The following is a 25,330-nucleotide window of genomic DNA, read 5'->3' as shown; positions in this document are numbered from 1 at the left end:
ACGCCCCGGTCACCGCACGGTCCCCAGCACCTCCACCAGGGCCGGGTGCAGCCCGGGCGCGGCGGCGAGGAAGCTGTCCGAGCCGGGCGTCCAGGCCGCCCCGGCGGCGTCCGTCACCGTCGCGCCCGCCTCGGCCGCGATCAGGGCGCCCGGCAGCAGGTTGCCCGCGTCCGCCCCGTACTCCCAGAACAGCGTCAGGTGTCCGGAGCCGACCTGGGCGACCTGCAAGGAGGTCGGGCCGAGGCAGCGGACCGCCAGGACCGAGCCCAGCACCGCCGTGAGCGACTCGCCCGCGCGGCGCAGCGCCACCGGGTCCGCGGCCACCAGCGGCGGCTGCGCCGTCCCGGCGACGGCCACCGCCGGGTCGCGCTCCACCGGTGCGACGGGCCGCCCGTCCAGTTCGGCGCCACCGCCGCGGACCGCGCGGTACGTCCGCCCGCCGAGCTCGGGGGTGTGCACCACGGCCAGCACCGCGACGCCGTCCCGGACCAGCGTGGCGGTGACCGCCCACTGCTGCTGGCCGAGCAGGTACTGCACGGCGCCGTCGGTCGCGTCGCAGAGCCACCACTCGCCCTCGGCCGGTAGCGTGCCCGCCGGTTCGTCGCTCACCCAGCCGGCCTGCGGACGCAGCGCGCCCAGCCGGGCCCGCAGCCGGGCGGCGGCCGGGTCGTCCAACTCGGCGAAGCGCACGGTCAGTTCCCCGAGCGTCCGCCCGGGGGTGGGCCAAGCCGGCCGCGCTGCCGCCAGCTCCGCGCCGACCTCCCGCACCGCCGCCTCGACCCCGGGCAGCAGCTCCCTGAGCGCCCGTACCTCGTCCATGCCGTCCTCCGATCGGTCGCGGGCCGGGAGGGGAACTCCCGGCCGTCGGGTACCAGGGGTACCGTCGGTGCTGCCGAACAGGACGGACGGCCGGGCGGTTCCGGCGGAGATCGGACTTCATGGACCTCTCGACTGCTGATCCGGACAGCGTGCTGGACGCGCTGGACCGCCGCCTGGTCTGCGCGCTGCAGGTCGACGGCCGGGCCGAGACCGGCCGGATCGCCGAGGTGCTCGGCGTCTCCGCGCGGACGGTCACCCGCCGGCTGGCCCGGCTGCAGCAGACCGGGCTGCTGCGGGTGGTCCGGATGCCCGACGTCGAGGACGCCGCCGTCGGTGCGCTGCTGCTGCGCGTCCGGGTGCTGCGCGGCAAGGCCGACACCATCGCCCAGGCCCTGGCCGACCGCCCGGACGTCCCCTTCGTCGACGTCATGCTCGGCGGCCAGGAGATCGGTGCGGTGATGCTGGGCGACGCCGGTGGGCGGGACCAGCTGCTGTACGGACGGTTGCCCGCCACCGCGGCGGTCACCGAGACCACCGCGCACGCGGTGCTGCACGCCTTCTCCGACGCGGGGCAGTGGCGGGCCGGCTACCTGGACGAGGCCGAGGTGGCCGCCCTGACCCCGCCGCCCGTCGCGACCGCCCCGGAGAAGCCCCCGCTCGACGCGCTGGACCACGCGCTGCTCGCCCGCCTCGGCGTGGACGCCCGGCAGTCCCACGCCGCCCTGGCGGCAGCCGTCGGTGCTCCCGAGTCGACCGTCCGCCGCCGGTTGCACCGGCTCGCCGGCGCCGGTCTGCTGCGCACCCACGCCACCGTCGATCCACGGCTGCTGGGCATGGCCGTGGACGCCAACCTCTGGTTGGACGTCCCGCCGGGCCGGCTCGCCGAGGTCGGTACGGCGCTGGCCCGCCACCCCCAGGTGCACGGGGTGTTCGCGACCAGTGGTCCGGCGAACCTGGTGGCCACCCTGGTCTGCGCGGACCACGGCGGCCTCTACCGCTTCCTCACCGGAACGCTCGGCCCGCTCGGCGTCGACCGGGCCGAGACGGCGATCGTCGCCCGCGCGGTGAAGCGGGCGGGCGTCCCGGTACAGCGTCCGCGACCACGGCCCTGAACCGGATCGCGGCGCCGGGCGCGCGACAGCGCCCCCGCGCCGGTATCCCCCTGGCGGGGCGGCCGCGGGTCAGGCGCCGGTGGTCGAACCCGGCCGGATGACCATCAGGACGACGACCACGGCCCAGAGCAGGTTGAACACCCCGGCCGTCATCGGCAGCAGCCGCAGGCCCTGGACGGCCTTGCCGTGCTCCGGTGCCCCGGCGTCGAGGTCGAGCGCGTCCACCGCGGCCTGCTGCGCGGGCAGTACGAACAGCAGCAGCGCGAGCGCCGACAGCGCGGTGAGCACCATGGAGACGATCAGCCAGGACTGCCCGAGCACGTCCATCACCTGGGCGACGCCGATGCCCAGGATCGGGACGGCTATCCCCAGCAGCGCGTAGACCTGGGTGATCCGGTGCAGCAGTCGCAGGGTGCCGGCCTCGGCGGCCCGCTCCGGTCCGCCGGCCAGTGCGGCAGCGGCCCGGCGCGGGAACATGCTGACGGCCACCGCCACCGGGCCGATGAACAGCACCGAGGCGAGGACGTGCAGGCTCAGCAGGAACTTGGCCATGGCGGGAACACCCTTTGATCCAACGGGGGCTGCGCGCCGGGGACGCGGCACGGGCAGCCGGGGCGTCCGGTTTCCGAGCCCCGAGCAGGCACGCTAACACCGCTTATCCGGGCCCCGGCCGCGCGGGTGGGACCACGGTTCCAGGGGCGGGCGGGCCCGTGGGTCAGCCGGCCGGCGGCGTCAGCACCACGACCCGGGGGGCGGCGGTGCTGGCGACCGAGACGGCCGCTCCCTGGCGGACGTCCGCCCAGTCGAGCAGGTGGAGGTCCTGGTAGCGGCTGTGCAGCGGTTCGCCCGCCGGCACGTCGAGCGGCAGTGCGGAGAGGTCGACGCCGGCCAGGGTGTCCAGGCTGGCCCGGCCGAGCTTGATCAGCGACTCCTTGCGCACCCACAGGCGCAGGAACGCCCGCCCGGGCTCCGGGTGCGCCTCGACCTGCCGCAGCTCGGCCGGGCTGAGCACCCGTGCGGCGACGTCGAGGAGCGAGCCGCTCCGGGCCGTCAGCTCGACGTCGACGCCGACCGGCTGGTACCCGGCGGCGGCCGCGACGACGCCGCGGGTGTGCGAGAGGCTCACCTGGACGTCCGGGTGGTCCGGCAGGTAGGGCCGGCCGTGGTCGCCCTTGCCGCAGTCGGGGCAGTTCTGGGCCAGCGTCAGCCCGGTCGCCGGTACGCCGAGCAGCCGGGCGGCGCAGAGTCGGACCAGGATGTGCGCGGCGGTGAAGTCGACCCGCCCCGACTCGTGCCGGAAGCGCGCGGCGCGTTCGTGTTCGAGGGCGGTGAGCAGGCGGTCGCCGGCTTCGGGGTGCCGCAGGACGTCCGCGCTGGCCGAGACGGCGGCGAGCGGAGCCTGCGGGTCCTGGTCCTCGGAAGTCATGGTCCCAACCTAGCGGGGCCGCCCGTGCCCGTGGCCGCCCGCGGGCGTGATCGGCGCCCGCCCGGACTGCTTGGGATCGATCCTGACGGTCTGTAGGGTGTGGTTCGTCCGATTTGGTGTGTGATGTACCGGATCTGTCGTGTATCAGATGGGATCAACTGAAACGTGGCGGGTTGTGCGACCCGCCGCTCTCTCTGTGCGGAGGAATGTGTCGATGGATCAGGGCATGGGTTCGCCGGAGCGCAGAACGGCCGCCGACCGGAGGCCGTCGGCCGTCCGCGGGCGCCGGGCGGTCCGACTGGCGGTGGCGACCGCCGTCGCCGCGCTCCCGATGGCCGCGGTGCTGACGGTGGGCTCGGCCGCACCACTGGCCCCGCCGCTGGGGGCGTGCTCCGGGCCCGACTGCCCGGCGGTCTGGCCGACGCCGCCGCACAACGGGGACTTCGCCGGGCGGGACGCCACGATCAACGTCTTCACCGGCGGCGACTACACCGTGAACGGCCGGGCGGCCGAGGTCGAGGGCAAGATCGTCACCTTGGGGGACCTCACCGTCGACAAGAGCCAGGGCGGCGGCGCCTTCAACATGGGGGTGGTCGGGGTCGGTTCGCGGGTGGTGCCGCCCAACGGCAGCGACTTCGTGACCGTCGGCGGCGCCGTGGACGTCAAGACCGGCAACCGGATCCTCATCGGCGGCAGCGACTCCAAGGGCGCGGCCTTCGGCAACCTCCGCCACGCGGGCACGGTCACCGGCACCGTCGACATCGACCCCACCGGCCGGTCGATCGCGGATCCGGACGCCGCCGCGCCCTACCGTTCGGTGCTGAACCAGATCGAGGAGGTCTCCGCCTGCGTCGCCAGGGCGACCGCCACCGGCACGGTCACGGTGACCGGCAGCGAGGCCACCTTCGCCGGGGACGGGACCAGCATGAAGCAGGTCTTCAACGTCACCGGGAACCTGGGCTCGACCACCCGGCAGATCGGCCTGGTCTTCACCGGAGTCCCGGCCGGTGCCACCGTGGTCGTCAACATGCTGGCGGCCGACCCGGTCATCAACACCTACACCGGTACCGGCCTCCCGGGGGACCGGACCACCGAGATGCGTTCCAGGCTGATGTGGAACTTCCCCACCGCCACCGACGCGCGGATCCTCGGCAGCGCCCAGTTCCAGGGCTCGGTCATGGCGGGCAACGCGGGCGGCACCACGACGATCGCCCAGCCCGGCATGAACGGCCGGGTCTACCTGGCGGGCAATCTGATCCAGACCGGCAGCGGCGGCTACGAGATCCACGGTTACCCGTTCGACGGGGACCTGCCGGACTGCGCCGTGACGCCCAGCCCCTCGCCGACCTCGCCGAGCCCGTCGCCGACCTCCCCCAGCCCCTCGCCTACCTCCACCTCGCCGTCCCCGACCTCGGCCTCACCCTCCCCGACGTCGCCGACCTCCACGTCCAGCACCCCGGCCCCCACGTCGTCGAGCCCCGCTCCGACCGGTCCGAGCGAGCATCCGACCAGCCACCGGCCCAGTAGCCACCGGCCGACCAGCCATCTGCCGACTCCCGGCTCGTCGACCGGCGGGGGCGGGCAGCTGCCGTCGACCGGCGCGGGTGACGGCCCGGTCGTGCTCGGCCTGGCCGGTGTCGCCGTGCTCGGCCTCGGCGGCTTCGCCGTCCTGGTCGCCCGCCGACGCGGACGCCACAGCTAGCTCGCAGGGACTGCGGAATCCACAAGATCCACCAGACCCGCAGGCCCCACCGGACCGACGCGCCTGAGCGCCGGAGCTCCGTCGGGTCGCCCGGTCATCCGACCGGGCGGCCCGACCCGCGACCGGCCCCGTCGGCCGGGGCCCCGGTCCGGGAGCTGCCCTGCGGTGACCTGCGGTGACCTGAGCTGACCACCGGATCGACCGGCCCCGGGCAGGCCCGCCCTGGCGGGTGCGGGGCCGTTCGGCCGGCGCGAACGGGCGTGCGCCGCACCTGCTCAGTGCTCGTCGAAGAAGCGCTCCACCGTGTCGCGCTCGGCGGCGACGGCCGCCAGCGACTCGCCGACGATCCGGCCGGCCAGGTCGACCGCCAGTTCGCCGACGTCCTGCCGGAGGGCGACGGCCGCGAGTGCCTGGTCGACGGTGATCCGGGCGTGGGCCTCGGCGACCAGCCGGTCGCGCTCCCGGACCCCGTCCTCGCGGGCCGCCGCGATGGCGGCCGCGCCCTGTTCGGCGGCCTCCTGCCGGATCCGCGCCGCCTCGTGCCGCGCGTCCGCCAGTTCGTTCCGGTAGGCCTCGTAGACGCGATCCGCCTCGGCGTGGAGCGCCTCGGCCCGCTCCAGGCCGCCCTCGGTGGCGTCCCGGCGATCGGCCTGGAGCCGCTCGATCCGCGGCAGCACCCGGCGGCCCAGCACCCGGACCATCAGGAGGAAGCAGATCAGGCCGACGATCAGTTGGCCGGGTTCGGGCTTCAGCGGACCGAGCTCGAAGTTCATCTGCTCCCCCTATGATCTGATGTCCCGTCATAGAGGGTGCTGCCCGCCCTGGTTGCCGCCGAACCGCCGCCGAACCGCAGCCGAACCGCGGACCCGGCTCCTGAGCCGGCCCCGCTCCTGAGCCGGCCCCGCTCCTGAGCCGGCCCCGCTCCGGTCAGGTCACCTCGCCGCGCCGGCCGAACCGCTCCGCCCGCCACTCGCCGGTCTCCAGCACCTCGGCCAGCTGCCGCGCGGCGTCCCAGACGTCCACGTGCGACAGGTACAGCGGGGTGAAGCCGAAGCGCATGAGGTCCGGTGCGCGGAAGTCCCCGATCACCCCGCGCTCGATCAGCGCCTGCACCACCGGGTAGCCGTCGGCGTGCCGCAGGGCGACCTGGCTGCCGCGCCGGGCGTGCTCGCGCGGGGTGGCCACCTCGATCCCCTCCAGTCCCTCCACCAGCGCGATGAAGAGGTCGGTCAGGGCCAGGCTCTTCGCCCGTACCGCGTCCAGGTCGGCGCGCTCCCAGATGTCCAGGCTGGTGCCCAGCGCGGCCTGGCCGAGCAGCGAGGGCGAGCTGGTCAGGAAGCGCCCGATGCCCTCCCTCGGGTCGTACCCGGGCTCGAAGGCGAACGGGCGGGCGTGGCCGAACCAGCCGCTCAGCGGCTGCCGCGGGCCGGCCGCGAGGTGGCGCCGGGCCACGTACAGGAAGGCCGGCGCGCCGGGGCCGGCGTTCAGGTACTTGTAGGTGCAGCCGACCGCGAAGTCCGCGTTGCTCGCGTCGAGTTCGATCGGCAGGGCGCCCACCGAGTGGCAGACGTCCCAGATCATCAGGGCGCCCGCGGCCTGCACCCGGGCGGTGATCCCGGGCATGTCCAGCAGCTCGCCGGTGCGGTAGTCCACGTGCGAGAGGACGACGACGGCGACGTCCGCGTCCAGGTGCCGGTCGAGCTCCCCGGGGGTGGTCAGCACGCTGCGCGCGCCCTCGAACAGCCCGGTCACGCCCTCGGCGATGTAGAGGTCGGTGGGGAAGGCCGCGCCGTCGCCGAGCACCGTGTGCCGGCCGGGGCGCAGCCGCAGCGCGGCCGTCAGCACCTTGAACAGGTTGACCGAGGTGGTGTCACAGACCACGACCTCCTCGGTCCCGGCCCCGATCAGCGGCGCGATCCGCCGGCCGAGCCGGTAGGGCTGCTCGAACCAGCCGGCCTCGTTCCAGCTGCGGATCAGCTCGCGGCCCCACTCCTCCTCGACGACCTGCCGCACCCGCTCCGGGGTGCGGGCCGGCAGTGCTCCGAGCGAGTTCCCGTCCAGGTAGACGACGCCCTCGGGCAGGGCGAACTCCTTGCGGAACGCCGCCAGCGGGTCGACGGCGTCCAGCGCCGCGCACTCCTCGCGCGTCATGATGCCCAACGTCCTGCCCACTCTCTCGCTCACAGCTCGTCCCGTACGGTCCACAGCTCGGGGAACACGTCCTGCTCGGCGGCCTTGCGCAGCCAGGTGAGACCGCTGGAGCCGCCCGAGCCGGGCTTGGCGCCCATCGCGCGCTTCACCGCGGCCAGGTGCCGCTGGCGCCAGCGGGTGACCCGCTCGGCGACGTCCAGCAGCGCCTCGGCGAGCGGCTGCAGCGCCGCGTGCGCGGGGTCGGCGTAGACCTGCCGCCAGGCGGCCTCCACGGCCGGATCGGCCCGGTGCCGCTGCTCGGAGGGCTCGTGCGGCACGGCCAGTCCGCGCCGGGCGAGCAGCGCCAGGGCGTCGTCGTACAGACCGGGGGCGCGCAGCGCCTCGCTCAGCTCGGCCCGCGTCTCGGGTATCTCGTCGTACATCCGCAGCAGGCCGGCGTTCTTGTTGCCCAGCAGGAACTCCAGGTGCAGGAAGGCCGAGGACTGGAACCCGGAGGCCTCGCCGAACACCGAGCGGAAGGCGTTGAACTCCTGCGGGGTCATGGTCGCCAGCAGGTCCCAGGACTCCACCAGGACGTCCTGCACATGGGTGCCGCGCCGCAGCGCGGCCAGCGCGGCCGGCAGGTCGTCCTCGCGCATGGCCTGCTGGGCCAGCGTCCACTCGTGCCGGAGCAGGCCGAAGAGCAGCTCCATCACCTGGGTGGTGACGATGAACGACAGCTCGGCCGGCACCTTGCTGCGCGGCTGCTGCAGGCTGTGCAGCTCCTCGAGGCGCGCGTACCGGGCGTAGGGGGTGCCCCGACCCGGCTCACCGCCCCGACCGAACGACAGGTTGGGTGTCTCCACCGTGTCGTGCCCCATCCCGATCCCTCCTGATGACCCGGCCGGCGGATGCCGCCCTACCGGTGACGCGGCCGCCTGCTGGTCCGTAGTGGCCGGGGCCCCATTGTGCGGCGGTCACTGCCCCCACTTGAATGGGCACCGGGCACGGCAACCGCAGCCGGACCTGCTGATCGAGAGGTCTTCCCACCGATTCCCTTTACGATCGCAAAAGAGCGGGATCCAGCCAGTCGATCAACCTCTCCGGGAGCCGCCATGGACGCCGTCGACCGCCGCCTGCTGGCCGAGCTGCAGGCCGATGCCCGGCTCTCGTACAACGAACTCTCCCGCCGGGTGAGCCTCTCCGCACCCGCCGTCGCCGAACGGGTGCGCCGGTTGGAGGCCGAGGGGGTGATCAGCGGGTACCACGCCCACGTCGACCCCGCCCGGGCCGGGCTGCCGATCACCGCGCTGGTCCAGCTCCAGTGCTACGGCCCGCGCTGCGTGCTGCGCGACCCGGAGGTGCCGCGGTGGCCGGAGGTCCTCCAGCTGCACCGGGTGACCGGCGGGGCCTGCTGCGTGCTGCTGGTGGCGGTACCCGCGATGGCCGCCTTCGAGGCACTGATCGACCGCCTCGGCGGCTACGGGCAGCCGGCCAGCTCGATGATCCTCTCCAGCCCGGTGCCCTGGCGGCCGGTGGTCGCGCCCTGACGCCCGCGCCGGCGCCGCGCCGCCCTCAGTGCGCCTCGGGCAGGTGCAGGCCCAGCCCCGCCAGGCCGTTCAGGAACAGCTCCACGCCGACCGCCGCCAGCAGCAGGCCGAGCAGCCGGGAGAGCACCTCCAGCGACGTCCGGTGGGTGCGCCGCATCAGCGGGGCGAGCGCCGCCACGCAGATGTAGTTGATCACCACCACGGCGATGTAGGCGCCGACGACGGTGGTCCGCCAGCCCCAGTCGTCCTTGCTGAGCGAGCCCACCAGCACCGCGGTGACCGCCAGCGGGCTGGCCACGTACGGGAGCATCAGTTCGCGGATGCCGTCCACCATCGGGTTCGGCAGGTGGTCGTCGTCCTCGCCGGTGCCGGCGCCGAGGTGGATGCCGAGGACCAGGGCGACGGCGTAGACGAAGAAGATCGTCCCGCCGGCCAGTTGCAGCGACTGGTCGCTGATGTGGAACAGCGAGGTCACGAAGTCCGCGCTGTAGGCGAGCACCAGGCCGATCAGGGCGGTGATCAGGGAACTCCAGGCCGCCAGCCGCCGCAGTTCGTGGGTGCTGCGGGTGGCGGCCAGCCGGGCGAAGGACAGCAGGACCTTCGGCGGGCCCACGACGGCGAAGAAGGCGATGAACGCGCTGCTCAGGTTGAAGACGAACATGGGCCAAGCATGATCGGGACGCTCAGCGCAGTTCGACCGCCACGCCCTCGGTGCGCAGGGTGTCGAGGATCGCGTCGAAGTAGCTCAGCCGCCGCCCGCCGATGACGACGGTGCCCGTCAGGTGCCGCCGGGCGGTGCCGGCGTCCCGCCAGACCAGGGTGAACGGGGGAGCGGGCCCGAAGCCGCCGTGCAGGCAGTCGGCCAGCGCGTCGAGGTTGCTGCCGTAGTAGCCGCCGGGGCCGTTCAGGGCGGCGCCCAGGGCGGTGTAGAACGCGACGCGGTCGGTGATCGCGTGGCCGTCCAGCTGGTACGCGGGCGGCGGCGCGGGCGGGTCGGTGGCCATTGTTCCTCCATTCCTCGGTGCTCCGATGTTCGCCCGGATGGCGGCCCCGGGTCGAGCCGGCCCGCCCTTTCGGCTCCTATGGAAGCCGGATCACCTCCGCTGGAACGAGGACTCGACATGTGTCTGAACCGTAAGGATCTCGGCCTGCTGGCCCTGCGCGGCGCCGTCGGCGGGGTGCTGATCGCGCACGGCACCCAGAAGCTGTTCGGCTGGTTCGGTGGCGGCGGCCTGGAGGGCACCACCCAGGCGATGGAGCACATGGGCTTCCACCCGGCCCGGCAGAGCGCCCTGGCGGCCGGCCTCGGCGAGGCCGGCGGCGGCGCGCTGCTGGTGGCCGGGCTGGCCACCCCGGCGGCCGGCGCGGTGGTGGCCGGCACCATGGCGGGCGCGGTCGCGGTGCACGCCCCGTCCGGCTTCTTCGTGACGTCGGGCGGCTACGAGTACCCGGCGTTCCTGGGGGCGACCGGGCTCGCGCTGGGCCTGGCGGGCCCGGGGCGGTACTCGCTCGACCACCTGACCGGCCACGCCTTCGACCAACCCTGGGTGGGCCTGGTGGCGTTCGCCGCGAGCGCCGCCTCGGCGTACGGCGTGGTGGCCCGCCGCCGGCACGTGGTGCGGCTGCGCGAGGAGCGGGCCGCCGTGGAGGCGCAGACGCAGGAGGGCTCGGGGCTGTCCTGAAACCGCCCCACCGGGGTTCCGCGCGCCGGGGCGGTGCGCGGAACCCCGCGGTCGCGGCCCGCCGCGGCCCTCACCCGGATGCCCCACCCCTGTTGGCGGGCCCGGACACGGCCTCGGAGGGTGGGCGTGAGGTGTGCCGGGCAGCCCGGCGCCGAGCCGGAGCAGAGCCGCCGCAGCGCGGAGACGAAGCAGCGCGGACGACGACGCGCAGAATCGAGGACCCATGGACCGCCAGTCGCCGACCCGGGCGAACCGCCCGACCGGCCCGACCCACCCGACCCGCACCACCGCCCAGGACGTCACCGCCGCGGTGGTGCGCCGTCCCCGCCGGGCGGTGGCCGGCGTCCTGGCCGCGGCCGCCCTGGGCACGGCGGCGCTGGCCGGCTGCTCCTCGGACGGCGAGCCGAGCAAGGCCGTCTCCTCGGCCGCCAGTGCGGTCCAGTCGGGCCTCTCGGCCGCCGCCTCCGCCGCCGCCTCGGCCGTGGAGTCGGCCGCGAGCGGGCTCTCCTCGGCGGCCTCCTCCGCGGTGGCGTCGGTGGCCGCCTCGGCGCAGGCGGCGGCCTCCTCGGCGGTCGCGAACGTCAAGGGCGGGCTGGACGCCAAGGGGGACGTGACGGTGAGCGGGGTGACGATCGGCTCGGACGGCAAGGCCGAGGCGACGCTCTCCGTCGCCAACCACGAGCAGCAGTCCAACCGGTACGTGATTCAGGTCAACTTCACCGACGACTCCGGCAATGTCCTGGACGCGACGGCGGTGACCGTTCCGGACGTGGCCGCCGGGCAGACCGCCCAGGCCACCGCCCGGAGCAACCGCGACCTCTCCGGCTCGGTGAAGGTCGTGGTCGCCAACGCCGTCCGTTACTGATCCGCAGGTCAGCGGGGCCGGTCCGGCGGGGGCCAACCTTAAGCGCGACTCAAGCCTCAACATCACCCCTTGACGGGCGAGTTGGTCTAGTCCATTTTAATCCACAGGTGCAGGGAGCCCCTGAACCGGCGTCAGCGGTCTGTGGCCGCGGGCGCCGGTTCGGCATATCCCGGTGTCCGTCAGGCATGTACCCGCTCGATTCCCTTTCCCCCGTTCTGTCATGCCCTGGTCGTACGGCCCCACCCCGTGCGAGCCCGCCAGGCGCGGCGGATCCCCCACAACCAGGAGTCACGCACCCATGCTCCGTTCACGTATCGAAAGGGCCGGGACCCCGGCTCCGGAGGGCGGCCGCCGGCGTCGCCCGAAGAGCCTGGCCGCCCTCGCGGTCGGCACGACCGCCTCCCTGCTGCTCGGCGCGGGCCTCGCTCTCACCGGTGGTGCCTCGGCCAGCGCGGCCGTCACCAACTCCACCGGCGCGCCCGCCACCAGCGGTGGCATCAAGGTCGCCTACTTCGACCAGTGGTCGATCTACGCGAACGCGTACTACCCGAAGACGATCCAGGACACCGGCGTCGCCGGGAAGCTGGACTACCTGATCTACTCGTTCGCGAACATCAACCCCACCAACCTGAACTGTTTCGAGGCCACCAAGGCCGCGAGCCAGGACGACAACAACCCCAACGCGGGTGACGGTGCGGGCGACGCGTTCGCCGACTACCAGAAGAGCTTCGGCCCGGACATCTCGGTCGACGGCGTCGGCGACGCCTGGGGCCAGCCGATCGCGGGCAACTTCAACCAGCTGAAGAAGCTGAAGGCGAAGAACCCCAACCTCAAGGTCCTCATCTCGCTGGGCGGTTGGACGTACTCCAAGTACTTCTCGGCGGCGGCCGCCACGGACGCCTCCCGCAAGAAGCTGGTCTCGTCCTGCATCGACATGTTCATCAAGGGCAACCTGCCGACGGACGCCGGCTACGGCGGCCCGGGCTCGGCGGCCGGCATCTTCGACGGCATCGACATCGACTGGGAGTACCCGGGCGGCGGCGGCCACACCGGCAACATCTCCAGCCCGAGCGACAAGCAGAACTTCACCCTGCTGCTGAAGGAGCTGCGCGAGCAGCTGGACGCGCAGGGCAAGACCGACGGCAAGACCTACGCCACGGCGGCGGCGGTCGGCGCCGGCCAGGACAAGATCCGGAACGTGGAGACCGACAAGATCGGTCAGTACCTCACGTTCCTGGACATCATGACCTACGACATGCACGGTGCCTGGGACGCCAAGGGCCCGACCAACCACCAGGCCCCGATCTACTCCGGCCCGGACGACCCGATGACCCCGGCCGCGCCGGGCAACGGCAAGTACTCGGTCGATGCCGCGATCAAGGCGTACACCGCCGGTGACACCGACTACGGCATCCCGGGCGGCTTCCCCGCCAAGAAGATCAACGTGGGTGTGCCGTTCTACTACCGCGGCTGGACCGGCGTCCAGAACAACGGCAAGAACGGTCTCTTCCAGCCCGCCACCGGCCCGGCCACCGGCGCGGCGATGTCCGGCAACGTCCCCGGCATCCAGATGTACAAGGAGCTCGCGGGCTTCGTCGACAACCCGGCCCGGACCTTCTGGGACGACACGGCGAAGACCACGTACTTCTACGACGGCTCCACGTTCTGGAGCGGTGAGGACACCCGGTCGATCCAGGCCAAGGTCGACTACGCCCACTGCAACGGCCTCGGCGGCTCCTTCGCCTTCTCGCTGTACGACCTGGGGACCAAGACCGCGCTGTTCGACAAGATGGTCGAGGCCACCAACGGGTCCGCCGCCGCCTGCCCGGCCGCGCCGAGCCCCACCCCGACCCCGACCAAGACGGTGACCCCCACGCCGACCCCGACCGCGACGGCCACCCCCACCACGACCCCGACCCCGACCACCACCCCGACCTCTCCGGCCGGCTGCTCCGCCGCCCCGAGCTGGGACGCGGCGGCCACCTACGCCACCTCGACCAAGGTCTCCTGGAAGGGTCACTACTACACCAACAAGTGGTGGACCAAGGGCGAGGACCCCGCCACCACCGGTCAGTGGGGCGTCTGGACCGACAACGGCCCCTGCTGAGGCCGTACCGCTCCACCGTTCAGGCGCCCGGCCGTCCGCGGGCCCGCGCACCTGAGCACCTGAAGATCTGAGGGCCCTGACGGACCCTCGCACCACGAGTCCGGCCCGCCGGGGGACGACACCCCGGCGGGCCGGACTTTCCACGTTCCCGGGCCCGGGGCGGGCCGCCCGGCCGCCCGGCCGCCCGGCCCACCGGCCCGTCGGGCTCAGGCCAGGTCGTCCGTGCGCCCGAGGGCGTCGGGCTGGCTCTCCTCGATCCGGCGCAGCATCCGGGCCAGCATCGCGGACAGCACGGTGCGGTCCTCGCCGACGACGTCCTGGAGCAGCTCCTCCTCGAAGACGGCCGCCATCCGCATCGACTCCAGCCACTTGTCGCGGCCGTTCTCGGTCAGCTCGATGATCACCCGGACCCGGTTGGTCTCGTCCCGCTCCCGGGTGACGAGGTCCTCGGCGACCATCCGGTCGATCCGGTGGGTCATCGCGGCCGGGGTGAGCCCGAGCCGCTTGGCCAGCTCGCCCGGTCCCAGCCGGTACGGGTTCCCGGCGACCACCAGGGCCTTGAGCACCTCCCACTCGGCGGAGGTGATTCCCAGCACAGTCAGCTGCCGGCTGTAGGAGACGCCCATCCGCCGGGCGACCCGGGAGAGGGTCTGCACGATGGTCTCCACCTGCGGGTCCACGGTGGGGAATTCCCGCTGGTAGACGGCCACCTGCTCGGCGATGCCCAGCTCGTCGGGGGCGGCCGGCGCGGGCTTGTCTGCTGTCATGCGGACCAGTGTCGCACGTAGGGGTGCAGACCTTAAGCCTTTGACTCCGCAGTCTTCCGGTGCTAAGACTTTATCTCGGCAGACTTTAGCTCTTAAATCTTCTGCCCTTAAGAGTATTCATTGAAACCAGCGAAGGGGTGTGCACGGTGACCGGCACGGTGAAGCAGCAGAGGCAGCGGCGTCATGGGGCGGGCGGCCCGCTGCGCCGCGTCCAGATCGGCAACGCGCTCAGTGCGTTCGGCAGCGGATTCACGATGCCGTACATGTTCGTGTACGTGGACCAGGTGCGGGGGCTGGGCTCGCTGGCCGCCGGGATGGTGTTCACCGTCTTCGCGCTGGCCGCGCTCGCGGTGCTCCCGTTCACCGGCCGCGGCATCGACCGGTACGGCCCGCGCCCGGTGCTGCTCGCCGGTGCCGCGCTCGCCGCCACCGGCGCGTTCGCCTTCGGCCACGCCACCGGCACCCCGGCCCTGCTGGTCTCGTCCTTCCTGTTCGGCGCGGGTGTCACCACCTGCCAGCCGGCGCTCGCCACCATGATCGTCCGCTGCTCGACCGCCGCGACCAGGTCGCACGCCTTCGCGCTGCAGTTCACCCTGATCAACCTGGGCATGGGCATCGGCGCGCTGGTCGGCGGCCAGATCGTGGACGTCGCCGACCCGGCCAGCCTGACCCGGCTGTTCACCATCGAGGCCGTCACCTTCCTGGGCCTGGCCCTGGTCACCGGCAGTGCCCGGATCCCGAACGCGTCCCCGGCCCTGGTCCCGGGCGCGGCCAAGGGCCCCCAGGGCCTGCGCGCGCTGGTCGCCGACAAGGCGATGCTGCGGCTCTGCGTGCTCGCCGGGCTGATCTTCTTCACCTGCTACGGCCAGTTCGAGTCCGGTGTCGCGGCCTTCGCCACCGACACCGTCGGCACCGCGCCCTCCACCCTGGGCATCGCCATCGGCGCCAACGCGCTGACCATCGTCGTGCTGCAGATGTTCGTGGTGCGGATCACCGCCCGCCGCCGGCGCACCACCGCGATGGCCGCGGCCGGCGTGGTCTGGCTGGGTGCCTGGGCGATGGCCCTGGTGGCCGGCCTGATCCGGACCGAGACCATGGCCGCCACGGTCGCGATCGTCTCGATCTACGCCCTGTTCGGGGTGGGCGAGTCGCTGCTCGCCCCCACCCTGGGCCCGATCGTCGCCGATCTCGCCCCGGCCCGGCTGCTCGGCACCTACAACTCCGGGTACGCCCTGGTGAAGCAGGTCGCGATCGCGGTCGGCCCGGCCGTCGGCGTGCTGCTGGTCGGCTCCGGCACCTGGCCGCTCTACCTGGCGGCGATGGCCGGCTCCACCGTGCTGATCGTGGTCCTGGCGCTGCGGCTGCGCCCGTACCTCACCGCCGTCCAGGACAACGCGGCCCCGGCCGTCGTCCGGACGACCCTCCCGGTCCGGGAGCTCCAGACCGCGGCGTGACGCCCGGCCTGACATGCCACGACTGCGCCGTCCGGGTCACCTGGACGGCGCTCGTCGCGCTTGGATTCGTGACCACCGGCACATAGTGTCAGTGGCTGTTGACCGTCCGGCTCCGACCGGCACAGGCGAGACAGGCGAAATCGGCGAGGCTATGACGCAAGCGGCGCTCACGCACCCACCCGCACCAGCGGCCCCCGCAGCCCCCGTACCGGCCCGTCGGGGGCTGCCGCGCTGGGCGGCCGACCGGGCCGGCTGGCTCGGGCCGATCGGCGTGGCGCTCTTCGCCGGACTGCTGCGGTTCTGGAACCTCGGCTACCCCAACGCCTTCGTCTTCGACGAGACGTACTACCCCAAGGACGCCTGGTCGCTGCTGCGACAGGGCTACGAGGGCACCTGGCCGGACAGCGCCAACGCCGACATCCTGGGGGTGCCGCAGCGCATCCCACTCACCTCCGCGCCGGAGTTCATCGCCCACCCGCCACTCGGCAAATGGGTCATCTCGCTCGGCGAATGGGGCTTCGGCCTGCACCCCTTCGGCTGGCGTTTCATGACCGCGCTGCTCGGCACCGTGACCGTGCTGATGCTGGCCCGGATCGGCCGCCGGCTGTTCGGCTCCACCCTGATCGGCTGCACCGCCGCCCTGCTGATGGCCGTCGACGGGCTCCAGCTGGTGATGAGCCGGGTCGGCCTGCTGGACGGCGTCCAGATGTTCTTCGTGCTCGCCGCCTTCGGCTCCTTGCTGGTCGACCGCGACCGCACCCGGGCCCGGCTGGCGTCCGCCCGCGACGGCGCGCAGCCCGACGGCGACCGGATCCGCCTCGGCCCGCGCCCCTGGCGGATCGCCGCCGGGGTCGCGCTCGGCGCCGCCTGCGCGGTCAAGTGGAACGGCGTCATGGTGCTCGCCGCGTTCGGCCTGCTCACCGTGCTCTGGGACCAGTCCGGCCGCCGCTGGGCCGGCGCCCGCCGCCCCTGGCGCTCGATGCTGCGCCGGGACGCGCTGCCCGCCCTGCTCGCCATGGTCGGCTCGGCCCTCGTGGTGTACGTCGGTTCCTGGGCCGGCTGGCTCGCCGCCGGCGGCCGCACCGGTGGCGGGTACGACCGGCACTGGGCCGACGACCGGGCCGGCCTCTCCGCCGACAGCTTCCTCGGCGTCCCGCTGCCGCAGGTCCCGATGAGCTGGGTGCCGGCGCCGCTGCGCAGCCTCTGGCACTACCACGCCCAGATGTACGACTTCAACACCGGCCTGAGCACCCCGCACACCTACCAGTCGAACCCGTTCAGCTGGCTGGTCCAGGGCCGCCCGGTCTCCATGTACTGGGAGCAGGTGCCGAACGGGCAGCAGGGCTGCACGGCCTCCGGCGGCTGCGCCGCGCAGATCCTCGGCCTCGGCACCCCGCTGCTCTGGTGGACGGCCTGCTTCGCCCTGGCCTACCTGCTCTGGCGCTGGTTCTTCCGCCGGGACTGGCGCTCGGGCGCGGTGCTCTGCGGCGTCGCCGGCGTCTACCTGCCGTGGTTCCAGTACCAGGAGCGGACGGTCTTCTCGTTCTACATGGTGGTGCTGGTGCCCTTCCTCTGCCTGGCCGTGGCGCAGATGCTCGGGGCGATGCTCGGCCCGGCCGGGTGCTCGCCCGAGCGGCGCCGGGTGGGTGCGGCCGGGGCCGGGCTGATCGTGCTGGCGATCGTGGCCTGCTTCGCCTTCTTCTATCCGCTCTACACGGCGGAGGTGATCCCCATGACGTCCTGGCAGGACCGGATGTGGTTCACCAGCTGGATCTGAGGCATGGCGCTCGCGGCGGCCGCGGGGAACCAGCTGCTGCCGGTCACCCCCCTGCTGGGGGTGGTCGCCGCCGTGCTGCTGGCCGCCGCCGTGGCGGTGGCCGGGTGGGGCCTGCTCGGGCACGGCCACGCGGTGCTGCGGGCCGGGCTGCGCGCGGCGGCGCAGCTGGCCGCCGTCGCGCTGGTGATCACCTGGGTGGTCGGCTCGCTCTGGTCGTCGGCGCTGTTCGTGCTGCTGATGTTCGCGGTCGCGGTGCGCACCGCCGGGCGGCGGCTGACCGCCGGCCCGCAGTGGGTCCGGGCGGCCGTGCCGATCGGCGCCGGGGTGCTGCCGGTGCTCGGGCTGCTGCTGGGGGTCGGGCTGCTGCCGCCGAAGGGCCTCTCGGTCGTCCCGGTGGCGGGCATCCTGATCGGCGGCGCGCTCACCGCGACCTCGCTCGCCGGCCGGCGCGCCCTGGACGAGCTGCGCCAGCGGCACGGCGAGGTGGAGGCGGCGTTCGCGCTGGGCTTCGAGGAGCGCGACGCCCGGCTGGAGATCTGCCGGACGGCCGCCGCGACCTCGCTCGTCCCGGCCCTCGACCAGACCAGGACGGTGGGCCTGGTCACGCTGCCCGGGGCGTTCGTCGGCATGCTGCTCGGCGGCGCCTCCCCGGTGCAGGCCGGCGCGGTGCAGCTGTTCGTGCTGGTCGCTCTGCTGGCGGTGGAGTCGGTGGCGGTCGTCGTGGTGCTGGAGCTGGTCGCCCGCGGGCTGCTGGGCGCCTCGCCGCCCGGCGCCGTCGGGTAGGCTTGGCGCGTTGAAGGGGAGTAGCCCTCCACCGGACCGTCGACATACTGGCCCCTCGGGGCCCGGCGCCCGGGGCATCTGTCAGCTGGATGCCGGCGAGACCTTCGGCCGCAGTGCTGTGATGTTCTGACCAGCGCTGTCGGGCCGGAGCGACCCCTCACGGAGCTGCCGAGGCCGGGCAGCCCGACCCTGAGGGATACCGAACCCCCGATGAGCCTGACCGTAGCCGCGATCACCTTCGGCATCGTCTTCCTGTCCGAACTGCCGGACAAGACCGCCCTGGCCAGCCTGATGCTCGGCGCCAAGTACCGGGCGAGCTATGTCTTCGCGGGCATCGCCGCCGCCTTCGCCCTCCAGGTCGGCATCGCCCTGGTCGCCGGGCACCTGCTCGCGCTGCTCCCGCACCGCTGGGTGGAGGGCGTCACCGGCCTGCTGTTCCTGGCCGGGGCCGCGATGCTGCTCTTCCACGGCGGCGGTGACGACGAGGACGGCCACGCCGCCAAGGAGCCGTCCGCCAACAGCTTCTGGAAGGTCGCCGGGGCCAGCTTCGTGGTCGTGGCGATCGCCGAGTTCGGCGACCTCACCCAGATCATGACCGCCAACCTCGCGGCCAAGTACGCCGACCCGCTCGCCGTAGGCCTCGGCGCCTGGCTGGCGCTCTGCGCCGTCGCCGGGATCGCCATCCTCGGCGGCCAGAAGCTGCTGAAGCACGTCCCGATGAAGATGATCATCCGGGTGGCGGCCGGGATCATGGTGCTGATGGCCGGGTTCAGCATCTTCCAGGCGGTCACCGGCTGACCGGGGGTCAGCAGGTACCCGGGTCGCTCTCCAGGGCGGCCCGGGTCTTCGGCCCGTAGAAGGCGCCGCTCGGACCCGTCTCGCCCTTGATCTTGAAGCTGCGCTGGTAGTCGCCGAGCACGGTCGCGGTCCACCAGTCGAAGGTGCTGGTGGCGATCGACTTGTCGACGAATCCGCACGAGGTGGCCGCGAGTCGCAGCTGCATGTCCTTGACGTCCGCCCCGGTCATCCCGCGCTCCAGCACCCGCACCGTCGGTATCGGGGCCGGAGTGGTCGCCGTCGGAGTCGGCGTGGCGGTGGCCGTCGGGGTCGGCGCGGTGGAGGTGGGGGCCGGCGCCGGGGGAGCCGCCGGGACCGGAGCGCTCGGCACGGCCGTGGCGCTCGGCGCCGCCGGCCGGCTCGTGGTCGGTCTGGCCGTCCTGCTCGGGGACGGGCTCGGGGCCTCGCTGGTGGACGGCGGCGCGCTCGGGCTCGGCGCCGGGGTGGTCGGGTCGACCGGGACGGGCGCCAGCGTCGTGGAGGGGGCCGGCTGCGCCCGGTCGCCCGGCTCGGCGGAGGGCGTCACCGCGTACGCCAGGCCGACGGTGAGCACCAGCAACCCGGCGCCGGCCGCGGCCAGCAGGCCCTTGCGCCGGGCGGGCATGCCCTCCTCGGCCTGCTCCGCCGTGCGCCGGGCGGCCCGGCCGCCGGTCGGCCCCGGGGCGTCGGGCGCCGCCGGGTGGAACGGGAAGTAGCCGATCTCGGCGCCGTCGGCCGGGGACTGTCCCACCGTCGGCCCGGGGCCCGGCGGCGGCACCGACATCACCGGTGGGAGCACGGTCGTCGCGTAGGCGTCCGCGTCCGGTCCGGCCGGTCGCGCCGGCGGGCCGTCAGCGGCCTGGGCGGGCGGCAGCACGGTGGTGGCGAACGGGTCCGCGGGGGCGCCGGCCGGCGGGGCGTCCACGATCGGGCCGAGGGCCTGCGGCACGTACGGGCGGACCAGCGGCGGGCCTTCGAGGTGCGGGAGGACGGCGGTCTCGGTCAGGCCCGGATCCGGGAGGCACCGGCACCCGGCGGAGCGTGCGGTGCCGCACGTCGGGCAGTGCTGGTCCGGCATCGCCGGTCCTCCTCGGTCTCGAATCGTCTTCCGCCCGCCCCGGGAGGGGTGTCCCCGGGGGCGAACGCGCCTGATTATGCAGGACGGTCCCAGGGGTGGACAGGGGCGTCCGGGCCACCGCGGGGGTGTTGTGACGGTTGGTGGTGGTTGTGACCCGATGAACGGCCGGCCGGTCGGCGACATCCCCCGAATGGCCGCCGTTCTTACGTTCGGCTCAACTGAACGGCGCAGACCGGGGCATTTCTGACAGCATGGTGGCTGGGAGTGATCATCCGCACGGACCCCGCCGACCGGGATCCGCGACCCCTGGAGTCTCCATGACGGATCCGATCGCCGCGTCCGACCGCAGCCCGGCCGGCGAGCCCGGGCCGCCGGAGGTCACCGCCCCGAACCTCTGGGTGCCGATCGGCGCGCTGCTGCTGGCGATGCTGCTGGCCGCGCTCGACCAGACCATCGTCTCCACCGCACTGCCGACCATCGTCAGCGACCTCGGTGGCCTGGAACACCTCTCCTGGGTGGTCACCGCCTACATGCTGGCCTCCACGGCGGCCACCCCGCTCTGGGGCAAGCTCGGCGACATGTACGGCCGGAAGCGCTTCTTCCAGGCCTCGATCGTGATCTTCCTGGTGGGCTCGGTGCTCTGCGGCATCGCCCAGAACATGGGCGAGCTGATCGCCTTCCGGGCCCTCCAGGGCCTCGGCGGGGGCGGGTTGATGGTGCTCTCCCAGGCGATCGTCGGTGACCTGGTCTCACCCCGGGACCGCGGCAAGTACCAGGGCCTGTTCGGCGCGGTCTTCGGCGTCACCAGCGTGCTCGGACCGCTGCTCGGCGGACTCTTCGTGGACAACCTCAGCTGGCGCTGGGTCTTCTACATCAACCTGCCGGTCGGGGTGGTCGCCCTGGTGGTGATCGCCGCCGTCCTGCACGGGACGGAGGTGAAGCGCCGGCACCGGATCGACTACCTGGGCACGGTCCTGATCGCCTCGGTGGCCACCTGCCTGGTGCTGATGACCTCGCTCGGCGGGACGACCTGGGCCTGGAGCTCCTGGCAGATCGTCGGGCTCGGCGTGCTGGGCGTCGTCCTGCTGGTCGCCTTCGTCCTGGTCGAGCGGACCGCGGCCGAGCCGGTGCTGCCGCTGCGGCTGTTCCGCTCCCGGACGTTCAGCCTGGTCGCGGTGATCTCGTTCGTGGTCGGCTTCGCGATGTTCGGCGCGCTCACCTACCTGCCGACGTTCCTCCAGGTGGTCATGCAGGTCTCGCCGACCATGTCCGGCATCCACATGCTGCCGATGGTGCTGGGGATGCTGTTCACCTCGATCGGCTCCGGCCAGATCGTCGCCCGGACCGGCCACTACCGGGCCTTCCCGATCGCCGGAACGGCCGTCACCACGGTGGGCCTGCTACTGCTCTCCGGCCTGGACGAGCACAGCAGCACCTTCGAGATGAGCTGCTACTTCCTGGTCTTCGGCCTGGGCCTCGGCCTGGTGATGCAGGTGCTGGTGCTGATCGTGCAGAACTCCGTCGGCTACCAGGACCTGGGCGTGGCCACCGCCGGCGCCACCTTCTTCCGGTCGATCGGGGCGTCGTTCGGCGTCTCCATCTTCGGCACCGTGTTCGCCTCCGGGCTCAACAGTCGGCTCTCCGACGCGCTCGCCTCCGGGGTCCCGGTGCCGGCCGGCTTCGACCCCGGCGCGATCACCTCCGACCCCCGGGTGATCGCCGCCCTGCCGGCCGCCACGCAGGACGCGATCTACCACGCGTACTCCGAGTCGATCACCCGGGTCTTCCTGTACGCGGTACCGGTGGCGCTGATCGCCTTCGTGCTGTCGCTCTTCCTGCGGGAGCAGAAGCTGCGCTCGACGGTGACCGCTCCCGACCTGAGCGAGTCGATCGGCCTCAATCCGGTGGAGCGCTCCTCGCTGGACGAGATCGCCCGCTCCCTTTCGGTGCTGAGCACCCGGGAGGCCCGGCGCGACCTGTTCCGGCGGATCACGGAGGGCGCCGGGCTCGACCTCAAGCCGGCCTCCAGCTGGCTGCTGCTGCAGATGCACCACCACGGGTCGGCCGAGCCCGCCGAACTGGCGGAGCGCCGGATCGTGCCGCTCGCGGTCGTCGAGGAGGCCGCCCGGGAGGTCGAGGACCGGGGGCTGGCCGCGCGCACCGGCGGCCTGCCGCTGCGGCTCACCGAGCCGGGGGAGGCGGCGGCGGTCCGGCTGGTGGCGGCCCGCCGTGAGCAGCTCTCCGAACTGCTCGGGGACTGGGACGAGAAGCAGTACGCGGACCTGGCGGAGCTGCTGACCAAGCTCTCCGCCGCGCTCTGCGCGGACGAGCGCGACCGGCCGGACCGGGCCGGGGCGGAGCCCGCGGAGCGGCGATCGGGGTAGGGGGTGGGTGCCTCGGTGGTGCGTCGGGCGTGCCGGGGGGTGCCTCGGGGTGGCTTGGTGGTGCGTCAGGGGGTCCCGAACCACCGGGGCGTGTCGAGCCGGAACGGGTCGCCGGGGGCGAGGGCGCGCAGGTCCGTCTCCAGGGCGCGCAGTCGCTCCTCACCGAGGGTGTCGGACCACTGGGCGCGCAGTTCGTCGAAGATCCGGGCGGACCGGACCAGGCAGTCCACGCCCCGGGCGGTGAGCCGGACCACCTTGCGGCGGGCGTCGGCGGGGTCGCTGCCGCGCTCGACGTAGCCGAGCTGTTCGAGCTGTTCGACGGTCTTGCCGGCGGCCTGCTTGGAGACGCCGAGGCGGCGGCCGAGTTCGACGGCGGTGGTGCCGTCCGGCCCGATCGCCTGGAACACGAAGCCGTGCATCGGCCGCAGGTCGGGGTGGCCCTCATGGGCGATCCGCTCGTGCAGCTCGTCGATGATCAAGCGGAAGGCGAGCAGCAGCCGCAGCGGCAGCTCGAAGCCGGGGGGAGCGGAGTCGCTTGACACGATAGACAACCTCATTGACCATATAGACAACGTCATTGACCATTCTAGGGGGCCACACCCATGTCCGTCATCCGCCGTACCGAAGCCCGTCGTACCGAGACGCCCAACGCCGTCATGACCACCCTCGCCTCGCCCACCCAGGGCGGCAGCGCGCTCGCGATGTGGCGCGTGGAGATGGCCGCCGGCGGCCAGGGCCCGCTGCACGTCTTCGACGTCGAGCAGGTCTGGACCGTCCTGGCCGGCGCCCTGTCCGTCGAACTGGGTGAGGACGCCTTCGCGCTGGCGGCCGGCGACACGGCCGTGCTGCCCGCCGGTGTGGCGCGCCGGATCTCCGCCGGGGACGCCGTCACCGCGCTGGTCGCCGCGCCGGGCGGGGCCCGGGTGTCCGTCGCCGGCCGGCCCGAGGAGGAGCCCTTCGTCCCCGGCTGGATCGCCTGATCCACGGGCACTGGCCCCCGCACCGCCCCTTCCGGAGCGGTGCGGGGGCCAGTGGAGGTTCGGCGGCTGCCGGAGGTCAGGCCGGGCGGAGGTGGCCGCCGCGGTCCAGCTGGTCGACCATGCCCCAGGAGGCCCCGTTGTTGCGCGGGTTCGGGGTCAGGCTGCCGCGACTTCGGAACGCGCCACCGCTCGGTCGGGGAGACGTTCCGCGCCTGCCGCCACCCGCTTGTGGGGCAGGATGGAGCCATGAGCGTAGTCAAGATCAACGTACTGACCGTCCCCGCCGAGCAGCGCGAGGTGCTGGAGAAGCGCTTCGCCTCCCGCGCGGGCTCCGTGGAGAACTCCGACGGCTTCGAGTGGTTCGAACTGCTCCGCCCGGTCGAGGGCACCGACAGCTACCTCGTCTACACCCGGTGGGCCGACGAGGAGTCCTTCAAGGCCTGGATGGAGGGCCCCATGCAGGCTGCCCACCGCCAGGGCCCGCCGCCCGCCGAGGGTGAGGCGCCGCAGCGCCCGGCGGCCTCCGGCTCGACCCTCTGGTCCTTCGAGGTCGTCCAGTCGGCCGGCCCGAAGGGCTGATCGCTTCCCTCGGGCCCTCTCCTCGCACGGGTTTCGCGGGGGAGGGCCCGAACCGCGTTCTCAGCCGCCCGCGATGACCGCGAGGTGGGCGGCGGCTGACCGGGACGGGCTGTCGAGGAGCGCCTTGCCCTTCGCCGCCGTTCCGAGAGAAGGCTGCCCGAGGCGACGCCAGGGTCTCCAGGTCCGGCCTCTTCGCTTGATCAGAAGCGGTTCGGCTCCCCATCAACAGGAGGGGTCTGCGTCGGGGTTGCCCGATCCGCCTCGATGGCGCCGGCCGCCTCGGCTGCTTCCCGAAAGGTGACGACCGCCTCGCCGTTCTCCCGCGCCCATGCGGTGAGCATCCTGATGGGCTCCTCCAGGGTTCGCCCGAGATCGGTCAGACCGTACTCCACGCGCGGCGGCGCCTCGGCGTACGCGCGCCGCTCGACCAGCCCGTTGGCCTGGAGCCGGCGCAACGTCTGGGTCAGCACCTTGCGCGAGACGCCGCCGCTCAGCTCGACCAACTCGCCGTGACGCAACGGGCCGTCGGTCAGCGCGAAGAGCGTGACCATGGACCACTTACTGGCGATGATCTCCATGGCCAGGAGAGCGGGACAGTCGGCGAGGAAGGCGATTCCCGGTCGCAGGCTCATGACCCGAAGGTTACCTGGAGGTACCTGACGGCCGCCTATCGTCGTGGAGGTGCGCACGCCTCTTACTCGCATCGCATGATTGAGGTTCAGCCATGTTCGTCTCACTCGCCGTCGTCACCGTGGTCATGTCGGCGCTTCTCCTGGCATCGGCCGGGGCCAAGGCTCTGCGGACGCGGCACATCACCGAGCAGATGTCCACACTCGGACTGTCGCAGAGCATGATGGCCTTCCTGATCGGCGCTCAGATCGCGGGAGCGGCCGGGGCGATCGCCGGACTCCGGTGGGGACCCGTCGGGATCGCCGCCGCGATAGGCCTCACGCTCTACTTCGCCGGGGCGGTCGCCTTCCACCTGCGCGTCGGCGACCGCAGGGGCGCGTCTCCGGCGGCGGTCCTCACCATCGTCTCCGTCGCCCTGGTCGTGCTGCGCGCCGCCACCCTCTGACAGCGGACGGCGGGCTGCCGTCGGGGCCGTGGGGGCACGTTCCAGGCCGCCAAGCGCCTGGTCACAGTTCGGCCGAATTGCCCCCGGTCCTTCTCGCGGGTTTCGGCCGCCCTGCCCATCGAGGTGGTGGGGGGGGGGGGGGGGGGGGGGGGGGGAAAACCCGGGGGGGGGGGGGGGGGGGGGGGGGGGGGAGGGGGGGAGGGAAGGGGAGGGGGGGGGGCGGGTAGGTGGGTGGTGGGCGGGG

At 73.4% G+C, this 25,330-nt stretch carries 26 protein-coding genes; 14 read left to right on the top strand and 12 right to left on the bottom strand.

Going from position 1 to position 25,330, the window contains the following annotated elements:
- Positions 1-9: 9 nt before the first annotated feature.
- A complete protein-coding gene (locus ACZ4UX_RS09220) occupies positions 10-819 on the bottom strand; it encodes an inositol monophosphatase family protein (RefSeq protein WP_465706178.1) in 810 nt (269 codons plus the stop codon).
- Between the two features lie 119 nt (positions 820-938).
- On the opposite strand from ACZ4UX_RS09220, the gene ACZ4UX_RS09215 reads away from it, so the two are divergent.
- Positions 939-1,931, top strand: a complete 993-nt coding sequence (locus tag ACZ4UX_RS09215; RefSeq protein WP_465706177.1) for an Lrp/AsnC family transcriptional regulator — start codon at positions 939-941, stop codon at positions 1,929-1,931.
- A 69-nt stretch (positions 1,932-2,000) separates the two neighbouring features.
- Here ACZ4UX_RS09215 and ACZ4UX_RS09210 read toward each other — a convergent pair whose 3' ends face one another.
- Together ACZ4UX_RS09210 and ACZ4UX_RS09205 are read right to left on the bottom strand one after the other, a co-directional pair.
- Positions 2,001-2,483 (bottom strand): DUF2269 family protein, encoded by a 483-nt coding sequence (locus ACZ4UX_RS09210; protein WP_329487445.1) that lies wholly within the window; start codon positions 2,481-2,483, stop codon positions 2,001-2,003.
- Positions 2,484-2,646: 163 nt separating this feature from the next.
- Positions 2,647-3,357: a 4'-phosphopantetheinyl transferase family protein gene (locus tag ACZ4UX_RS09205; RefSeq protein ID WP_465706176.1), complete on the bottom strand. Its 711-nt coding sequence runs from the start codon at positions 3,355-3,357 to the stop codon at positions 2,647-2,649.
- A 214-nt stretch (positions 3,358-3,571) separates the two neighbouring features.
- On the opposite strand from ACZ4UX_RS09205, the gene ACZ4UX_RS09200 reads away from it, so the two are divergent.
- Positions 3,572-5,059: a choice-of-anchor A family protein gene (locus tag ACZ4UX_RS09200; protein WP_465706175.1), complete on the top strand. Its 1,488-nt coding sequence runs from the start codon at positions 3,572-3,574 to the stop codon at positions 5,057-5,059.
- Between the two features lie 275 nt (positions 5,060-5,334).
- Here the strand turns inward: ACZ4UX_RS09200 and ACZ4UX_RS09195 are convergent, their stop codons facing one another.
- The 3 genes from ACZ4UX_RS09195 to ACZ4UX_RS09185 form a co-directional block, all read right to left on the bottom strand.
- Positions 5,335-5,832: a F0F1 ATP synthase subunit B family protein gene (locus tag ACZ4UX_RS09195; protein WP_465706174.1), complete on the bottom strand. Its 498-nt coding sequence runs from the start codon at positions 5,830-5,832 to the stop codon at positions 5,335-5,337.
- A 154-nt stretch (positions 5,833-5,986) separates the two neighbouring features.
- Positions 5,987-7,210 carry a kynureninase gene (kynU, locus tag ACZ4UX_RS09190; protein WP_465706173.1) on the bottom strand — a complete coding sequence of 408 codons (1,224 nt, stop codon included), beginning with the start codon at positions 7,208-7,210 and terminating at the stop codon, positions 5,987-5,989.
- Between the two features lie 29 nt (positions 7,211-7,239).
- Positions 7,240-8,070, bottom strand: a complete 831-nt coding sequence (locus ACZ4UX_RS09185) for a tryptophan 2,3-dioxygenase (protein ID WP_329487440.1) — start codon at positions 8,068-8,070, stop codon at positions 7,240-7,242.
- A gap of 234 nt (positions 8,071-8,304) precedes the next feature.
- Between ACZ4UX_RS09185 and ACZ4UX_RS09180 the strand changes: the two genes are divergently transcribed.
- On the top strand, positions 8,305-8,739 hold the full coding sequence (locus ACZ4UX_RS09180) for an Lrp/AsnC family transcriptional regulator (RefSeq protein WP_329487439.1): 435 nt from the start codon (positions 8,305-8,307) through the stop codon (positions 8,737-8,739).
- A 25-nt stretch (positions 8,740-8,764) separates the two neighbouring features.
- On the opposite strand, the gene ACZ4UX_RS09175 is transcribed toward ACZ4UX_RS09180, so the two are convergent.
- Both ACZ4UX_RS09175 and ACZ4UX_RS09170 read right to left on the bottom strand, forming a co-directional pair.
- Positions 8,765-9,400, bottom strand: a complete 636-nt coding sequence (locus ACZ4UX_RS09175; protein ID WP_352289604.1) for a MarC family protein — start codon at positions 9,398-9,400, stop codon at positions 8,765-8,767.
- A gap of 22 nt (positions 9,401-9,422) precedes the next feature.
- Positions 9,423-9,743, bottom strand: a complete 321-nt coding sequence (locus tag ACZ4UX_RS09170; protein ID WP_329487437.1) for a barstar family protein — start codon at positions 9,741-9,743, stop codon at positions 9,423-9,425.
- A gap of 117 nt (positions 9,744-9,860) precedes the next feature.
- On the opposite strand from ACZ4UX_RS09170, the gene ACZ4UX_RS09165 reads away from it, so the two are divergent.
- The 3 genes from ACZ4UX_RS09165 (at position 9,861) to ACZ4UX_RS09155 (ending at position 13,393) form a co-directional block, all read left to right on the top strand.
- A complete protein-coding gene (locus ACZ4UX_RS09165) occupies positions 9,861-10,421 on the top strand; it encodes a DoxX family protein (RefSeq protein ID WP_465706172.1) in 561 nt (186 codons plus the stop codon).
- Positions 10,422-10,644: 223 nt separating this feature from the next.
- Positions 10,645-11,286: a hypothetical protein gene (locus tag ACZ4UX_RS09160; protein ID WP_465706171.1), complete on the top strand. Its 642-nt coding sequence runs from the start codon at positions 10,645-10,647 to the stop codon at positions 11,284-11,286.
- Positions 11,287-11,584: 298 nt separating this feature from the next.
- Positions 11,585-13,393 (top strand): glycosyl hydrolase family 18 protein, encoded by a 1,809-nt coding sequence (locus ACZ4UX_RS09155; RefSeq protein ID WP_465706170.1) that lies wholly within the window; start codon positions 11,585-11,587, stop codon positions 13,391-13,393.
- Between the two features lie 206 nt (positions 13,394-13,599).
- Here ACZ4UX_RS09155 and ACZ4UX_RS09150 read toward each other — a convergent pair whose 3' ends face one another.
- A complete protein-coding gene (locus ACZ4UX_RS09150; RefSeq protein WP_329487432.1) occupies positions 13,600-14,160 on the bottom strand; it encodes a MarR family winged helix-turn-helix transcriptional regulator in 561 nt (186 codons plus the stop codon).
- Positions 14,161-14,318: 158 nt separating this feature from the next.
- Between ACZ4UX_RS09150 and ACZ4UX_RS09145 the strand changes: the two genes are divergently transcribed.
- The 4 genes from ACZ4UX_RS09145 to ACZ4UX_RS09130 all read left to right on the top strand — a co-directional run bounded on the left by ACZ4UX_RS09145 (position 14,319) and on the right by ACZ4UX_RS09130 (position 18,972).
- Complete coding sequence (locus tag ACZ4UX_RS09145; RefSeq protein WP_465706169.1) at positions 14,319-15,614, top strand: MFS transporter; 1,296 nt, start codon at positions 14,319-14,321, stop codon at positions 15,612-15,614.
- Positions 15,615-15,765: 151 nt separating this feature from the next.
- Entirely contained in the window at positions 15,766-17,391 is a 1,626-nt protein-coding gene (locus ACZ4UX_RS09140; protein WP_465706168.1) for a dolichyl-phosphate-mannose--protein mannosyltransferase, read from the top strand.
- Positions 17,392-17,394: 3 nt separating this feature from the next.
- On the top strand, positions 17,395-18,174 hold the full coding sequence (locus ACZ4UX_RS09135) for an ABC transporter permease (protein ID WP_465706167.1): 780 nt from the start codon (positions 17,395-17,397) through the stop codon (positions 18,172-18,174).
- A gap of 210 nt (positions 18,175-18,384) precedes the next feature.
- Positions 18,385-18,972: a TMEM165/GDT1 family protein gene (locus ACZ4UX_RS09130; RefSeq protein ID WP_465706166.1), complete on the top strand. Its 588-nt coding sequence runs from the start codon at positions 18,385-18,387 to the stop codon at positions 18,970-18,972.
- Between the two features lie 7 nt (positions 18,973-18,979).
- Here the strand turns inward: ACZ4UX_RS09130 and ACZ4UX_RS09125 are convergent, their stop codons facing one another.
- Positions 18,980-20,068 (bottom strand): hypothetical protein, encoded by a 1,089-nt coding sequence (locus ACZ4UX_RS09125; protein ID WP_465706165.1) that lies wholly within the window; start codon positions 20,066-20,068, stop codon positions 18,980-18,982.
- A 317-nt stretch (positions 20,069-20,385) separates the two neighbouring features.
- Between ACZ4UX_RS09125 and ACZ4UX_RS09120 the strand changes: the two genes are divergently transcribed.
- Positions 20,386-22,452: an MDR family MFS transporter gene (locus ACZ4UX_RS09120; RefSeq protein ID WP_465706164.1), complete on the top strand. Its 2,067-nt coding sequence runs from the start codon at positions 20,386-20,388 to the stop codon at positions 22,450-22,452.
- Positions 22,453-22,517: 65 nt separating this feature from the next.
- Here ACZ4UX_RS09120 and ACZ4UX_RS09115 read toward each other — a convergent pair whose 3' ends face one another.
- Complete coding sequence (locus ACZ4UX_RS09115; RefSeq protein WP_465706163.1) at positions 22,518-22,994, bottom strand: MarR family winged helix-turn-helix transcriptional regulator; 477 nt, start codon at positions 22,992-22,994, stop codon at positions 22,518-22,520.
- Positions 22,995-23,054: 60 nt separating this feature from the next.
- On the opposite strand from ACZ4UX_RS09115, the gene ACZ4UX_RS09110 reads away from it, so the two are divergent.
- Positions 23,055-23,432, top strand: coding sequence for a cupin domain-containing protein (locus tag ACZ4UX_RS09110; RefSeq protein ID WP_465706162.1), 378 nt, complete (start codon positions 23,055-23,057; stop codon positions 23,430-23,432).
- Positions 23,433-23,678: 246 nt separating this feature from the next.
- The gene (locus ACZ4UX_RS09105) at positions 23,679-24,011 is read left to right on the top strand and encodes an antibiotic biosynthesis monooxygenase family protein (RefSeq protein WP_465706161.1); all 333 of its coding nucleotides are present in this window, start codon (positions 23,679-23,681) and stop codon (positions 24,009-24,011) included.
- Between the two features lie 200 nt (positions 24,012-24,211).
- Here the strand turns inward: ACZ4UX_RS09105 and ACZ4UX_RS09100 are convergent, their stop codons facing one another.
- Complete coding sequence (locus ACZ4UX_RS09100; RefSeq protein ID WP_465706160.1) at positions 24,212-24,643, bottom strand: winged helix-turn-helix transcriptional regulator; 432 nt, start codon at positions 24,641-24,643, stop codon at positions 24,212-24,214.
- A gap of 92 nt (positions 24,644-24,735) precedes the next feature.
- On the opposite strand from ACZ4UX_RS09100, the gene ACZ4UX_RS09095 reads away from it, so the two are divergent.
- A complete protein-coding gene (locus ACZ4UX_RS09095) occupies positions 24,736-25,086 on the top strand; it encodes a DoxX family protein (RefSeq protein WP_465706159.1) in 351 nt (116 codons plus the stop codon).
- Positions 25,087-25,330 lie beyond the last annotated feature (244 nt).

It is taken from the genome of Kitasatospora sp. NPDC028961, assembly GCF_055564815.1.
Note: the sequence above shows the minus strand (reverse complement) of the source record. Positions and strands in the feature narration are given on the sequence as shown.